General features: G+C 70.5%; 11 protein-coding genes and 1 riboswitch. Of the genes, 9 read left to right on the top strand and 2 right to left on the bottom strand.

Annotation, left to right across the window (positions count from 1 at the left end; all coding sequences use genetic code 11):
• Positions 1-172: 172 nt before the first annotated feature.
• Together J0695_RS23545 and J0695_RS23550 are read right to left on the bottom strand one after the other, a co-directional pair.
• Positions 173-1,282: an alpha/beta hydrolase gene (locus J0695_RS23545; protein WP_206964481.1), complete on the bottom strand. Its 1,110-nt coding sequence runs from the start codon at positions 1,280-1,282 to the stop codon at positions 173-175.
• Positions 1,283-1,329: 47 nt separating this feature from the next.
• Positions 1,330-1,986 carry a class II aldolase/adducin family protein gene (locus tag J0695_RS23550; protein WP_206964482.1) on the bottom strand — a complete coding sequence of 219 codons (657 nt, stop codon included), beginning with the start codon at positions 1,984-1,986 and terminating at the stop codon, positions 1,330-1,332.
• A gap of 174 nt (positions 1,987-2,160) precedes the next feature.
• On the opposite strand from J0695_RS23550, the gene J0695_RS23555 reads away from it, so the two are divergent.
• The 9 genes from J0695_RS23555 to J0695_RS23595 form a co-directional block, all read left to right on the top strand.
• Positions 2,161-2,919, top strand: coding sequence for a lysozyme (locus J0695_RS23555; protein WP_206964484.1), 759 nt, complete (start codon positions 2,161-2,163; stop codon positions 2,917-2,919).
• Between the two features lie 169 nt (positions 2,920-3,088).
• Positions 3,089-4,336 (top strand): inorganic phosphate transporter, encoded by a 1,248-nt coding sequence (locus J0695_RS23560; protein ID WP_206964486.1) that lies wholly within the window; start codon positions 3,089-3,091, stop codon positions 4,334-4,336.
• Positions 4,337-4,358: 22 nt separating this feature from the next.
• The gene (locus tag J0695_RS23565) at positions 4,359-4,598 is read left to right on the top strand and encodes a hypothetical protein (protein ID WP_206964496.1); all 240 of its coding nucleotides are present in this window, start codon (positions 4,359-4,361) and stop codon (positions 4,596-4,598) included.
• A 206-nt stretch (positions 4,599-4,804) separates the two neighbouring features.
• Positions 4,805-4,976, top strand: a riboswitch (cobalamin riboswitch).
• Between the two features lie 95 nt (positions 4,977-5,071).
• Entirely contained in the window at positions 5,072-6,055 is a 984-nt protein-coding gene (locus J0695_RS23570; protein ID WP_206964498.1) for a cobalamin biosynthesis protein, read from the top strand.
• The gene (locus tag J0695_RS23575; protein WP_206964499.1) at positions 6,052-7,644 is read left to right on the top strand and encodes a cobyric acid synthase; all 1,593 of its coding nucleotides are present in this window, start codon (positions 6,052-6,054) and stop codon (positions 7,642-7,644) included. The genes J0695_RS23570 and J0695_RS23575 overlap by 4 nt, the downstream gene beginning before the upstream one ends.
• Entirely contained in the window at positions 7,641-11,300 is a 3,660-nt protein-coding gene (cobN, locus tag J0695_RS23580) for a cobaltochelatase subunit CobN (RefSeq protein WP_206964501.1), read from the top strand. The genes J0695_RS23575 and cobN overlap by 4 nt, the downstream gene beginning before the upstream one ends.
• Positions 11,301-11,453: 153 nt before the next feature.
• Positions 11,454-13,460, top strand: a complete 2,007-nt coding sequence (locus tag J0695_RS23585) for a putative cobaltochelatase (protein ID WP_206964509.1) — start codon at positions 11,454-11,456, stop codon at positions 13,458-13,460.
• Positions 13,460-14,056: a cob(I)yrinic acid a,c-diamide adenosyltransferase gene (gene cobO, locus J0695_RS23590; RefSeq protein WP_206964518.1), complete on the top strand. Its 597-nt coding sequence runs from the start codon at positions 13,460-13,462 to the stop codon at positions 14,054-14,056. The genes J0695_RS23585 and cobO overlap by 1 nt, the downstream gene beginning before the upstream one ends.
• Positions 14,050-14,259 (top strand): nucleotide-binding protein (locus tag J0695_RS23595; protein WP_443726328.1); only part of this gene is annotated, 210 nt, incomplete at its 3' end. The genes cobO and J0695_RS23595, both read left to right, overlap by 7 nt.

Consider the following 14,259-nt stretch of genomic DNA (forward strand, 5'->3'; position numbering starts at 1 on the left):
GGTGCGCCGGTTCGTCACGGCCCGGCGGGCCGTGGCAAGCGGCCGGGGGCGGACGAGTCGCAGTCTGGAGTCGCGCGCCAACTTCTCATCAGGCTTCCGGGTCGTCACGGGGTCAGTCTCGCCGCTGACGCCCCGAAAGCCCAAACGGAACCCGCGCCCTGCACCTGAGGGGTCACATGAGCGGCGTCAGGAAGCGGCGAAGTGCCTCTTCGTACGCTGCCGGGTCCGCATTCCACATGGCTCCATGAGGAGCATCCGGAACCGGGTGGAGCGTAGCCAATTCCGGGCTTCGCAGGGCCAGTTCGCGGGAGAAGGACCAGGGCGCGATCCGGTCGCCGGGACCGTGCAGGACGAGGGTGGGGACCGGCACGTCGAAGCGGCTGCCGGCGCGGAGACCGGTGCGTCCCTGGGCCGCCCGCACCGCCAGCGGAAGCAGCGGGGCCGGGGTGTGGCGGGCCGCGGCGAGCGCCCTGAGCGTGGTTTCCCAGTCGAGGACCGGGGAGTCGAGGACCAGGCCGCTGACATGGTGCCGCAGCGCGGACCTGGTCGCGGCGTGCAGGGCCATCGTGGCGCCGGTGGACCAGCCGTACAGCACGACGCGTTCGGCGCCGCCCCGCAGGGCGTGGCGGATCGCGGCGTCCACGTCGCGCCACTCCGATTCGCCCAGGTGACCGAGGCCGTCCGGGGAGCGCGGGGCGCCCGGGTCCCCGCGGTAGGCCGGGTCCAGGACGGGGAACTGCTGCCGGTGCAGGAAGTCCATCACGTTCATGGGGTGTTCTCTGGTGGCGCCCAGGCCGTGCACGGTGATGACCCAGGTGGAGCGGACCGCGGGCACGAACCAGGCGGGGAGCGTGCCAAGTTCACCGGTGATGCCGACGTCCGTGTGGTCGAGGCCGAGTGCGGTGTACGGGTCGCCCCGGTGGAGCTGCGGGGTCAGCCGCAGTCTGGCGCCCGGTTCGAGGGAGCCGTGGGTGACGCGCTCCAGGCGGCGCACCACGGTGTCCGCGCTGTGCGGGGCCCGCTCCAGGACGGGGCCGACGACCGCGTGGACCCCTGAGTTCGCGAGGCCGTACGTACCGGGGCGCAGCGACGCCAGGCTGCGGGTCAGGGTGACCTGGCCTGGTGCCGTGGCGTGCAGGGTGAGTCGCGGTTCCGCGGGCAGCGGACGGTCGTGCGGCGCCCGGAGGGCGGCATCGCTGGCGTAGCGTCCGGCGGCGACCGCAGCCGCGCCGACGCCGAACAGGGTGGTGACGGCCGCTGCCGTCGCTGTAGCCGGGCGCACGCCTCCAGTGTCTGCGCCCACCGCCCGCGCGGCCAGTGGGCCGCGGCTCAACGGGGCGTCGGTCCGTACCCGCGGAGCTTCACCGCGACCTCGTCCAGCTGGGCGCCGGTCAGCAGATGCGGCTCCCGGCCCGGGAGCGCGCTCGCCTTCAGCCAGAGCTCGCACATCCACTCCAGCTGGGCCGTGCGGTCGTACGCCTGAGAGAGGGCGGTTCCGTACGTGACGGTGCCGTGGTTCTGCAGCAGGCACCCTGTGCGTCCGGCAAGGGCAAGGAGCACATTCTCGGCCAACTCCGCCGAGCCGTAGAGCGCGTACGGCGCGACCCGCACCGGGCCGCCGATCGCCGCGGCCATGTAGTGGATCAGCGGGAGTTCGGCGACGAGCGTGGAGACAGCTGTCGCGTGGACGGCGTGGGTGTGGACGACCGCCGTCGCGTCGGTGCCCGCGTAGACGGCGAGGTGGAGGGGGAGCTCGCTGGTCGGAGCGAGCGTGCCGGCGACCTGGCGGCCCGAGAGATCGACGGCGACGGTGTCCCCGGGGCCGAGCCGGTCGTAGGGGACCCCGCTCGGGGTGACCAGGACCAGGTCCCCTGACCGCACCGAGACATTGCCCGAGGTGCCGACGACCAGGCCTTCGGCCGCTGTCCTGCGGGCGGTGGCGACGAGCTCGTCCCAGGCTTCTGCGATCGCGTCCTGTGAGGTCATGGGGTGGATCGTGCCAGGCGGGCGCCGGGACCGGTACGGAGGCAGGCCTTCCGTGGAGGTGAATATGCCGATACGTCAACACGTGACGGTGTTGGCCGGAGAACGACTGAGATGAGTTGATCTTCCAGTAACCTCTGCCGGGCTTTGTCATGCATGACGCCATCGGGGGGAAACATGGCCCGTGACAGCAAACCGTTCCATCGCCGCGCCCGGGTGCAGATACTGACCGTGTCGGTCGCGGCACTGACCGCACTGGGGGGAACCGCGCTCGCCGGGGTCCCGGCGTCGGGCGCGAGCGAGCCGAGAGGCCACGACGTCTCCTCGCACCAGAAGAACGTGGACTGGAGCAAGGCGAAGGCCAAGGGCGCCCGGTTCGTCTACGTCAAGGCCACCGAGTCCACCACGTACCGCAGTCCCTACTTCTCGCAGCAGTACAACGGGGCGCGGTCGGCCGGGATCGTCCGCGGCGCGTACCACTTCGCCGTACCGACCAAGGCGTCGGGCAACGGAAGGGCGCAGGCCGCCTACTTCGTGAGGTACGGCGGCTGGTGGCGCGGGGACGGCTGGACGCTGCCGCCGGCGGTCGACCTGGAGCACAACCCGTACGGGAAGAACATCTGTTACGGGCTGAGCCCGGCCCGGATGGTCGGCTGGATCAAGTCTTTCAGCGACGAGGTGCAGCGGAAGACCGGCCGCAGGCCCGTCATCTACACCACCGCACGGTGGTGGAACAGCTGCACGGGCAAGAGCCGGGCCTTCGCCTCGAACCACGCCCTCTGGCTGGCCCGCTACAACACGACGCCTGGCGAACTGCCCGCCGGGTGGTCGTACTGGACGATCTGGCAGTACGACAACGGCAGCGGATCCCTGCCGGGTGACCAGAATCTCTTCAACGGGTCGATCAGCCGGCTCACGCGGTTCGCCAGGGGGTAGCGAACCCGGTGCCCGCACGGCCGGGCGGCCGTTCCGGTGACGGCACGAACACAACCGGAGCGGCGCTCCCCCGTTTGGGGTCACCACAACGCCCGCCTCAGTTCACCTTCCGTTCACTCGGGTTGCCTACCTTCGCAGAGTCAATGACCTCGAACGATTGCCCAGGTAAATGGAACACTTGACCCTGCTCCTTGGGATCGTGATCGTTACCGCTCTCGTGTTCGACTTCACGAACGGCTTCCACGACACCGCCAACGCGATGGCGACGACCATCTCGACCGGCGCTCTCAGGCCCAAGACCGCGGTGGCCATGTCCGCCGTACTCAATCTCGTCGGTGCATTCCTTTCTGTGGAGGTCGCCAAGACCATCTCCGGCGGGATCATCAACGAAAAGGGCATCAGTACGGAAGTGATCTTCGCGGCGCTCGTCGGCGCCATCCTCTGGAATCTGCTGACCTGGCTCCTCGGTCTGCCCTCCAGTTCCTCGCACGCTCTCTTCGGCGGTCTCATCGGCGCGACGCTGATGTCGGTCGGCACCTCCGGGGTCAACGGCAACACCGTCGTCACCAAGGTGCTGCTCCCCGCGATCGCCGCCCCGATCGTCGCCGGCCTGGCCGCGTACCTGGCCACGAAGCTGACGTACAGGATCGGCAGTCGTACGGACGAGAAGGCGACGGCCAAGGGTTACCGGGCCGGCCAGATCGCCTCCGCCGGTCTGGTCTCCCTCGCGCACGGTACGAACGACGCGCAGAAGACCATGGGTGTCATCACCCTGGCGCTGGTGACGGGCGGCGTCCTCGCGCCCGGCGCCAACCCGCCCCTGTGGGTCATCGTCTCGGCCGGTCTGGCCATCGCGATGGGTACGTACCTCGGCGGCTGGCGCATCATCAAGACCATGGGCAAGGGCCTCACCGAGCTCCGCCCGCAGCAGGGCTTCTCCGCCCAGACCGGTGCGGCCACGGTCATCCTGGCCTCCTCGCACCTCGGCTTCTCGCTCTCCACCACCCAGGTCTGCTCGGGCTCGGTGATGGGCGCGGGTCTCGGCCGCAAGGGCGGCGTGGTCCGCTGGTCCACCGCGACCCGGATGTTCATCGCCTGGGGCCTGACCCTGCCGGCCGCCGCGGTGGTCGGTGCGGGTGCGGAGTTCCTCACCCGCCAGGGCAACGTCGGCATCGCCGCCGTCGCCGTCCTGCTGATCGCGGGATCCGGCACCATCTGGACGCTTTCGCGCCGCAAGCCGGTCGACCACACCAGCGTCGTCCCCGACGCGGAAGCCGAGCCCGCAGGCGTCGTGACCACCGCGATCGCGGCCGTCACCCCGCCGCCCCCGGCCGGCGCCCCGGCCGACCTGCTGAAGGCCACCATCCTTTCGCCCGGAGGTACGGCTCCCGAGCCGACCCGGCCGGCCACGGTCTGAGAACGGTTAGGGAAACAGCGTTATGCACATCGACTGGCAAGCACTCGGCACCGTTTTCGGCGTCAGCCTCGTGGCGACGGTCGGACTGGTGGGCCTGTTCACCCTCGGCATCGTGAGCCTCTCCAAGACCTCGGAGACCTCCGGTTCGGCCGGATCCGCCGCATCTGCCGGGTCGGCGATCGTGGCGCGCTCCGGTGCGTACGTCTGCTTCGCGCTCTGCGCGGCGGCCGTGTCGTACGGGATCTATCTGATCGTCGCCTGACCCGGCCCGTCACCGGCCCAGCCGGGTGGGGCGCACCTCCGGGTGCGCCCCACCCGGCTTTTCTGTGCCTCCCCGGCGGAGACGGCGCTGTGCGGAAGCGCCGGGCCAGGGGGCGCACCACAGGACCGCCACAAGGGCCACGATGCGCATCGCCCGCTGTGTGCCCCAACACACTCCTCCGTCGCAGGTCAAGGGTGAGTTGACGGTTGTTCACGGGCCATGGTGGACTGCCGAAGCCAATACGGCGGCATGGAGAGGAAGTCCGGTGCGAATCCGGCGCGGTCCCGCCACTGTCACCGGGGAGCAGAGGGTCCGGGGGTTGTCCCCCGGAAAATCCCAGCCCCGGAAGCCAGGAACTCTCGCCGCCGATCACGTCGAACCAGGGCGCGGACACCCTGAGTGAGGACTTTTCGCCATGAGCGTTGCGTACGGCTGCCTGTTGCCGGTTTCTTCTCGTATCTGCTGCTGAATCCATGCGTGCCGAGCGAGCATTCGCGTACGGCGCCACGGCCGGCCTTCTCGGCGACCTGCTGCTCGGTGATCCCCGCCGGGGGCATCCGGTCGCCGTGTTCGGACAGGCCGCGGCTGCCGTCGAACGACGTCTGTGGCGTGACCACCGCGGGTGGGGTGCGCTGCACAGTGCTGTCTGCGTGGGCGGTGCGGTCGCCGCTGCCTCCATGGCGGCGCGGGCCGTACGCGGCCGGCCCGCCGCCTCCGTCGCACTGACTGCCGCCGCGACATGGGCCGTTGTCGGAGGAACCTCCCTGGGGCGCGAGGCGCGGGCCGTCGGCGGTGCGCTGGCCGCGGGGGACATCGAGGTCGCACGGGAGCGGCTGCCGCATCTGTGCGGGCGCGATCCCTCCGTGCTCGACTCGCAGCAGATCGCGCGGGCGGTCGTGGAGTCCGTCGCCGAGAACACCTCCGACGCGGTGGTCGGCGCCCTGGTGTGGGGGGCCCTGGGCGGTGTGCCCGGACTCGTCGGATACCGGGCCGTCAACACCCTGGACGCGATGGTCGGGCACAAGTCGCCCGCCCACCTGCGGTACGGATGGGCCTCGGCCCGCCTCGACGACCTGGCCGGCTGGCCGGGCGCCCGGCTCACAGCCGCACTCGCCGTCCTCGCGGGCGGGAACGCACGGGGCGCGGCGCGGGCCTGGCGGCAGGACGCGGGCGAGCACCCGAGCCCCAACGCGGGCCCCGTGGAAGCCTCTTTCGCGGGGGCGCTGGGGGTACGGCTCGGCGGGGCCTTGTCGTACGGCGGCCGGGTCGAGCACCGCGCGGTGCTCAACGGCGGGGCCAGGCCCGTCAGGATCGGCGACATCGAGCGGGCGGTGCGGCTCTCGCGCCGGGTGAATGTGCTGGCACTCGCGGCGTGCGTCACCGCGCGCTGTGCGTACGGGGCGTTGCGCCGCGCCCGGCAATCGCGGCCCTCGGCCGCCGGAAGGAACCGGACATGACTTCGGACAGGACTTCGGCCAGGACTTCGGCCAGGACTTCGGCCAGGACAGCCGGGCGCGGCGGCGGACTGCTCGTCGCGGGGACCACGTCCGACGCGGGCAAGAGCGTCGTGACCGCCGGGATCTGCCGGTGGCTGGCGCGGCAGGGGGTGAAGGTCGCGCCCTTCAAGGCCCAGAACATGTCGCTCAATTCCTTCGTCACCCGCGAGGGCGCGGAGATCGGGCGCGCACAGGCCATGCAGGCGCAGGCCGCGCGGGTCGAGCCGAGTGCACTGATGAACCCGGTGCTGCTCAAGCCAGGGAGCGACCGCAGCAGCCAGGTCGTACTGATGGGCAAGGCCGTGGGCGAGATGAGCGCACGCGGCTACCACGGTGGGCGGCAGGCGTCGTTGCTCGGGACCGTGGTGGAGTGCCTGGAGGAGCTGCGGGGCACGTATGACGCCGTGATCTGCGAGGGGGCCGGCAGTCCGGCCGAGATCAATCTGCGCCGGACCGACATCGTGAACATGGGGATCGCGCGGGCCGCGCGGTTCCCTGTGGTGGTCGTCGGCGACATCGATCGCGGCGGGGTCTTCGCTTCGTTCTTCGGGACGACCGCCCTGCTGAGCGCCGAGGACCAGGCGCTGGTGGCCGGGTATCTGGTCAACAAGTTCCGCGGTGACGTGTCGCTCCTCGAACCGGGGATCGACATGCTGACCGGGCTCACCGGGCGGCGTACGTACGGCGTGCTGCCGTACACGCACGGGCTCGGCATCGACGAGGAGGACGGGCTGCGAGTCTCGATGCGCGGCGCCGTACGGGAGTCCGCCGTCGCGCCGCCGTTCGGCGAGGACGTGCTGCGGGTCGCCGTGTGCGCCGTACCGCTGATGTCCAACTTCACCGATGTGGACGCGCTGGCCGCCGAACCGGGTGTGGTGGTGCGGTTCGTGGACCGGGCCGAGGAGCTCGTCGACGCGGACCTGGTGATCGTGCCGGGGACGCGCGGCACCGTGAAGGCCCTGGCGTGGCTGCGGGAGCGCGGGCTCGCCGACGCACTCGTACGGCGGGCGGCGGAAGGGCGGCCCGTGCTCGGGATCTGCGGCGGCTTCCAGGTGCTCGGGGAGCGCATCGAGGACGACGTCGAGTCGCGCGCCGGGACCGTGGACGGGCTCGGACTGCTGCCGGTGCGCGTGCGGTTCGCCGTGGAGAAGACCCTGGAGCGGCCGGTGGGCGAGGCGCTGGGGGAAGCGGTCGAGGGGTACGAGATCCATCACGGGGTGGCCGAAGTACTGGGCGGGGAAAGGTTCATCTCTGATGACAAAGGACACAGCCTGGACGGCTGCCGGGTGGGAGCCGTGTGGGGCACCCACTGGCACGGGTCACTGGAGAGCGACGGCTTCCGGCGGGCCTTCCTGCGGGAGGTCGCGACGGCGGCGGGGCGGCGGTTCGTCCCCGCGCCCGACACAAGTTTCGGAGCGCTCCGGGAGGAGCAGCTGGATCGCCTGGGCGATCTCATCGAGGAACACGCGGACACGGACGCACTGCTCGCACTGATCGAGTCGGGCGCGCCGTCAGGACTTCCCTTCATCGCACCTGGAGCACCTTCATGAGCATTGATCCGACCGTGCTGCTGCTGTCGACCGCCGATACGGATCTGCTGGCGGCGCGCGCCTCCGAAGCTCCGTATCTGATCGGGAATCCGACGCGGATCGACGTGACCGACGAGCTGCCCACGCTGATCGCGGGCGCCTCTGTCGCCGTCGTACGGCTGCTGGGCGGGAAGCGGGCCTGGGAGGACGGGCTCGCCGTGCTGCGAAGGTCCGGAATACCCACCGTGCTGCTCGGCGGCGAGACCGTACCGGACGCGGAACTGATGGCCGAGTCGTCGGCGCCCGCGGGGGTCGTCGCCGAGGCGCTGCGGTATCTGGTGGAGGGCGGTCCCGGGAACCTCGTCGAGCTGGCGCGCTTCCTCTCGGACACCGTGCTGCTGACGGGTGTGGGCTTCGCCGAACCGCAGAAGATGCCCGAGTGGGGGGTCCACGGGACGCGCGAGCGGATCGAGGGGCGGCCGACGATCGGTGTGCTCTTCTACCGAGCGCACGAACTGTCGGGGAACACCGGTTTCATTGATGTGCTGTGCGATGCGGTGGAGGCGCGGGGGGCCAACGCCCTTCCTGTGTACTGCGGTTCGCTGCGGGGCGCCGACGCGGAGCTCTACGAGCGGCTGGGGCAGGCGGATGCGCTGATCGCGACCGTGCTGGCGGCCGGCGGCACGCGCGCGTCCGACGCCTCCGCCGGGGGCGACGACGAGGCGTGGGACATCGGTGCGCTGGCCGAGCTGGACGTGCCGGTGCTCCAGGGACTGTGTCTGACGTCCTCGCGGGCCGTGTGGGACGGCTCGGACGCGGCGCTGTCGCCGATGGACGCGGCGATGCAGGTGGCGATCCCGGAATTCGACGGACGGCTCATCACCGTTCCCTTCTCCTTCAAGGAGCAGGGCGAGGGCGAGGTGCCGGTGTACGTCGCCGACCCCGAGCGGGCGGCGCGGGTGGCCGGTATTGCCGTACGGCACGCGCAGTTGAAGTACAAGCCGAATGCGGAGAAGCGGATCGCGGTCGTCTTCACGGCCTATCCGACGAAGCATTCGCGGGTCGGGAACGCGGTGGGACTCGACACCCCGGCTTCCGCCGTGCGGGTGCTCGATTCGCTGCGCGATGCGGGATACCAGGTGGAGGGGCACCCGGCCGAGGGGGACGAGCTGATCCACCGGCTCATCCACGCCGGTGGGCACGACGTGGAGTGGCTGACCGAGGAGCAGCTCGCCGCGGCTCCGGCGCGGGTGCCGCTCGCCGACTACCAGGAATGGTTCGGGCAGCTGGAGTCCGGGCTCAGGGACAGCATGCTGAAGCACTGGGGCGAGGCGCCTGGCCAGCTCTACATCGACGGCGAAGACATCGTGCTGGCCTCGCTGCAGTTCGGGAATGTGGTGGTGCTGATTCAGCCGCCGCGCGGTTTCGGCGAGAATCCGATTGCCATTTATCACGACCCCGACATGCCGCCTTCGCACCACTACATGGCCACTTACCGGTGGCTGGAGAATTCTTTCGGCGCGGACGCGGTCATTCACATGGGCAAGCACGGGACCATGGAATGGCTTCCCGGAAAGGGACTTGGGCTTTCGCGCGGATGCGGTCCCGACGCGGTGCTCGGCGAACTGCCGCTGATCTATCCCTTCATCGTCAACGACCCGGGGGAAGGCACGCAGGCCAAGCGGCGCGGGCACGCGACGATCGTCGACCATCTGGTACCGCCGATGGCGCGGGCGGACACGTACGGGGATCTGGCGAAGCTGGAGCAGCTGCTCGATGAGTACGCCCTGGTCAGTGACCTGGACCCGACGAAGACTCCGGCGGTACGGGCACAGATCTGGACGCTGGTGAAGGCTGCCGAGCTCCACCACGACCTGCATCTCGACGAGCAGCCCGACGACGGGGATTTCGATTCGTTCGTGATGCACGTCGACGGCTATCTGTGCGAGATCAAGGATGTGCAGATCCGCGACGGGCTGCACATCCTCGGTGGCGGACCTGAGGCGGAGGCCCGGGTCAACCTGGTGCTGGCCGTACTGCGCGCCTCTCAGGTGTGGGGCGGCAAGGCCCATGCGCTGCCGGGCCTCCGGGCCTGTCTCGCCGAGCACTTCGGGCTGGTGGAGAAGGAGTTGCTGGGCGAGCCCGGCGCGGCCGTGAAGGTGTCGGCGGAGCTCAGCGCACTGGTGGACGGGCCCGCCAGGTCCGGCGCCGATGCGATCGACCTGCTGGAGCAGCTGTGCCGCCGCCTCGCGGAGGGCATGGAAGAGCGCGGCTGGGACGTGAACGCGGTGGCCGGTCTGGTGGACGAGGTCCTCGGCACCGAACTCCCGGACGCGGTGGCCGTGTTGCGGTTCGCGTGCGAGGAGGTCGTACCGAGGCTGGCGCGCACCACGGACGAGATCGACAACATTCTGCTGGCGCTGAACGGCGGGTTCGTCCCGGCCGGTCCTTCGGGATCGCCCACGCGCGGGCTGGTGAACGTGCTGCCGACGGGGCGGAACTTCTACTCGGTGGACCCGAAGGCGATCCCGTCGCGGCTGTCGTGGGAGGTCGGGCAGGCGCTCGCCGATTCGCTGATCGCACGCTATCTGGAGGACTCGGGCGAGTACCCGAAGTCGGTCGGGCTCACCGTGTGGGGTACGTCGGCCATGCGGACCCAGGGCGACGACATCGCGGAGATCCTGGCACTGCTGGGCTGCCGGCCGGTGTGGGACGACGCGTCCCGGCGGGTGACGGGGTTCGAGGTGGTCGGGCTCGAGGAGCTGGGGCGGCCCCGGATCGATGTGACGGTACGGATCTCGGGGTTCTTCCGGGACGCCTTCCCGCATGTGGTGGGGCTGATCGACGACGCGGTACGGGCGGTGGCCGAGCTGGACGAGGATCCTGCCCGGAACTTCGTCAAGGCGCACGCCGATGAGGACACCGCCGAGCACGGGGACCGGCGACGGGCCACGGCTCGTATCTTCGGGTCCAAGCCGGGGGCTTACGGGGCCGGGCTGCTGCCGCTGATCGACGCGCGGAACTGGCGGAGCGACGCGGATCTCGCCGAGGTGTACGCGGTGTGGGGCGGTTATGCGTACGGGCGCGAGCTCGACGGGCGCAATGCGCGCGGGGACATGGAGACCGCTTTCCGCCGGATCCAGGTCGCTGCCAAGAATGTTGATACGCGGGAACACGATCTCGTCGATGCCGATGACTATTTCCAGTACCACGGCGGCATGGTCGCCATGGTGCGGCATCTGACGGGTGAGTCGCCCGAGGCGTACGTGGGTGACAGTGCGACCCCGGACCAGGTGAAGACGCGGACCCTGGGCGAGGAGACCCACCGGGTGTTCCGGGCGCGGGTCGTCAATCCGCGGTGGATGGCGGCGATGCGGCGGCACGGGTACAAGGGCGCATTCGAAATGGCCGCGACCGTGGATTACCTGTTCGGGTACGACGCAACTGCGGGGGTCGTCGACGACTGGATGTACGAGAAGTTGTCGGCCGAGTATGTCTTCGACCCGGAGAACCGGGAGTTCATGAAGACGTCCAACCCGTGGGCGTTGCGGGGGATTTCGGAGCGATTGCTGGAGGCGGCCGAGCGGGGGCTCTGGGCGGAGCCGGATGCGGGGACGCTGGAGCGGCTGCGGGCCACGTATCTGGAGCTTGAGGGTGACTTGGAGGGCGACGCGTGAGGAGGGTGTCGGCGGCGAGCCCCATTCGGGGGCTCCGCCCCCGGACCCCCTCGACGGGCTTGATATGGCCTGGTGTGGGCTTGATACGCGCGAGCACATGGCACGACAGAAACATCCGCTCGCAATTTCAGCATCGTTCAAGGAGGCCATCGCATGAGCAGCCCCTATCCGTTCACCGCCATCGTCGGGCAGGAGGATCTGCGGCTCGCGCTGCTGCTGAACGCCGTCTCCGAGCGCGTCGGCGGCGTCCTCGTGCGGGGTGAGAAGGGGACCGCCAAGAGCACTGCCGTGCGTGCCCTTTCCGCTCTGCTGCCCGAGGTTTCCGTCGTCTCCGGATGCCGGTTCTCCTGTGATCCCGTCTCCCCCGATCCGGCGTGTCCCGATGGGCCCCACGAGGCCGGCGGCGGTGTGTCGCGGGATGCCAGGACCGTCGAGCTGCCCGTGGGGGCCTCCGAGGACCGGCTCGTCGGCGCTCTGGACATCGAGCGTGCGCTCGCCGAGGGCGTGAAGGCGTTCGAGCCCGGACTGCTCGCCGACGCCCATCGCGGGATTCTGTACGTCGACGAGGTCAACCTCCTCCACGACCACCTCGTCGATCTGCTGTTGGACGCCGCCGCCATGGGCGCCTCGTACGTCGAGCGCGAAGGCGTGTCCGTACGGCACGCCGCCCGGTTCCTGCTCGTAGGGACCATGAACCCCGAAGAGGGCGAGCTGCGGCCCCAGTTGCTCGACCGGTTCGGACTGACCGTCGAGGTCGCCGCCTCCCGCGAGCCCGACCTGCGCGTCGAGGTCGTACGGCGGCGGCTCGCCTACGACGACGATCCTGCTGCCTTCGCTCTCAAGTGGGCCGACGAGGAAGGCGCCTTGAGGGCTCGGATCGCCGGGGCCCGGGCGCTGCTTCCCTCCGTACGGCTGGGAGATCCCGCGCTGCGGCAGATCGCCGCCACCTGCGCCGCCTTCGAGGTGGACGGGATGCGGGCCGACATCGTCATGGCCCGTACCGCCACCGCGCTCGCCGCGTGGGCGGGGCGTGAGGATGTCATCGCCGAGGATGTACGGCAGGCCGCGCTGCTCGCGCTGCCGCACCGGCGCAGGCGGAATCCCTTCGACGCGCCCGGACTTGACGAGGACAAGCTCGACGAGACCCTGCAGGAGTCGGCCGGGGACGACGAGCCTGATCCTGATTCTGATCCGGATGGTCCCGACGGTGGCGGGCAGCCTCCTTCGGGCGGGCCCGACACGCCGTCACAGGGTGACGGGGAGCAGGGCGACACGCCCGCCGAACCCGAGGGCGGGCCCGCGGGGCAGCCGGCCGGTGGGGAGCAGAGCGCGGCCAGGGCCGGGGAGCCGTTCCGTACGAAGATGCTGAGCGTGCCCGGGCTGGGAGAAGGCGCGGCCGGGCGTCGGTCGCGTGCCCGTACCGAGCACGGCAGGACCACCGGGGCCCGTCGGCCCCGAGGTGCCCTCACCAAGCTCCACCTGGCGGCGACCATCCAGGCCGCCGCGCCGCATCAGCTGGCGCGCGGGCGGTCGGGGCCCGGGCTCGTCGTCCGGCGGGACGATCTGCGGCAGGCCAACCGGGAGGGGCGCGAGGGCAACCTGGTGCTGTTCGTGGTGGACGCCTCGGGGTCCATGGCGGCCCGGCAGCGGATGAGCGCGGTGAAGGGCGCCGTTCTGTCGCTGCTGCTCGATGCGTACCAGCGGCGGGACAAGGTGGGGCTCGTCTCCTTCCGGGGGAAGGACGCCGAGGTCGCCCTGCCGCCGACGTCCTCCGTGGATGCGGCTGCCGTACGGCTGGAATCGTTGCCGACCGGGGGCCGGACTCCGGTCGCCGCCGGACTGTTGAAGGCCCATGACGTGCTGAGGATCGAGCGCATGCGCGATCCCTCGCGGCGGCCCCTGCTCGTCGTCGTCACGGACGGGCGCGCGACCGGCGGGCCCGAGCCGCTGGCTCTGGCGGCGCGCGCGGCGCGGCTGCACGAGGTGGAGGGCGTCGCCTCGGTCGTCGTCGACTGCGAGTCGGGGCCCGTGCGGCTCGGTCTCGCCGGGGAGCTCGCCCGGCAGCTCGGGGGGACCGCCGTGACGCTGGACGAGTTGCGGGCGGAGTCCATCGCCGGGCTCGTCAAGGACGTACAGGGAAACCGCAGGAGGGCCGCTTAATGCCGCAGGGACAGCCGGAGTCCGTACCCGACGACGGGCTGACGACGCGACAGCGGCGCAACCGGCCGCTGGTCGTGGTGCACACGGGGATCGGGAAGGGGAAGTCCACCGCCGCCTTCGGGCTCGCCCTGCGCGGATGGAATCAGGGGTGGCCCATCGGGGTCTTCCAGTTCGTGAAATCCGCGAAGTGGAAGGTCGGCGAGGAGCGTGCGCTGCGGGTGCTCGGCGCCAGTGGCGAGGGCGGGACCGTGGCCTGGCACAAGATGGGCGAGGGGTGGTCCTGGGTCCAGCGGGACATCGAGAGCAGCGAGGACGCGGCGAAGGAAGGCTGGGAGCAGGTCAAGCGGGACCTGGCCGCCGAGACGTACCAGCTGTATGTGCTGGACGAGTTCATCTATCCCATGAAGTGGGGGTGGGTGGATGTGGACGAGGTCGTCGCTGTGCTGCGGGAGCGGCCCGGGACCCAGCATGTCGTGATCACCGGGCGTGGTGCGCCCGAAGCTCTGGTTGAGCTGGCCGATCTGGTGACCGATATGTCAAAGGTCAAGCATCCGATGGATGCCGGTCAGAAGGGCCAGAGGGGTATCGAGTGGTAGCTCGGATTGTTGTCGCGGCGCCGGCTTCGGGCAGTGGGAAGACGACGGTCGCGACGGGGTTGATGGCGGCTTTCGCGGGGCGGGGGCTTGCGGTCTCCCCTCATAAGGTCGGGCCCGATTACATCGACCCCGGGTATCACTCGCTCGCCACGGGGCGGGTGGGGCGGAATCTCGATGCCTTTCTGTGCGGCGAGGAGCTGATC

Source organism: Streptomyces beijiangensis, assembly GCF_017315755.1.
In the GTDB taxonomy this organism is placed as follows: domain Bacteria; phylum Actinomycetota; class Actinomycetes; order Streptomycetales; family Streptomycetaceae; genus Streptomyces; species Streptomyces beijiangensis.

Excerpts from the sequence above, each read along its gene's own strand:
- cobO (WP_206964518.1), top strand. The coding sequence starts at position 13,460 with ATGCCGCAGGGACAGCCGGAGTCCGTACCCGACGACGGGCTGACGACG.
- J0695_RS23555 (WP_206964484.1), top strand. The coding sequence starts at position 2,161 with ATGGCCCGTGACAGCAAACCGTTCCATCGCCGCGCCCGGGTGCAGATA.
- J0695_RS23550 (WP_206964482.1), bottom strand. The coding sequence starts at position 1,986 with ATGACCTCACAGGACGCGATCGCAGAAGCCTGGGACGAGCTCGTCGCC.
- J0695_RS23585 (WP_206964509.1), top strand. The coding sequence starts at position 11,454 with ATGAGCAGCCCCTATCCGTTCACCGCCATCGTCGGGCAGGAGGATCTG.
- cobN (WP_206964501.1), top strand. The coding sequence starts at position 7,641 with ATGAGCATTGATCCGACCGTGCTGCTGCTGTCGACCGCCGATACGGAT.
- J0695_RS23565 (WP_206964496.1), top strand. The coding sequence starts at position 4,359 with ATGCACATCGACTGGCAAGCACTCGGCACCGTTTTCGGCGTCAGCCTC.
- J0695_RS23560 (WP_206964486.1), top strand. The coding sequence starts at position 3,089 with ATGGAACACTTGACCCTGCTCCTTGGGATCGTGATCGTTACCGCTCTC.
- J0695_RS23570 (WP_206964498.1), top strand. The coding sequence starts at position 5,072 with ATGCGTGCCGAGCGAGCATTCGCGTACGGCGCCACGGCCGGCCTTCTC.
- J0695_RS23575 (WP_206964499.1), top strand. The coding sequence starts at position 6,052 with ATGACTTCGGACAGGACTTCGGCCAGGACTTCGGCCAGGACTTCGGCC.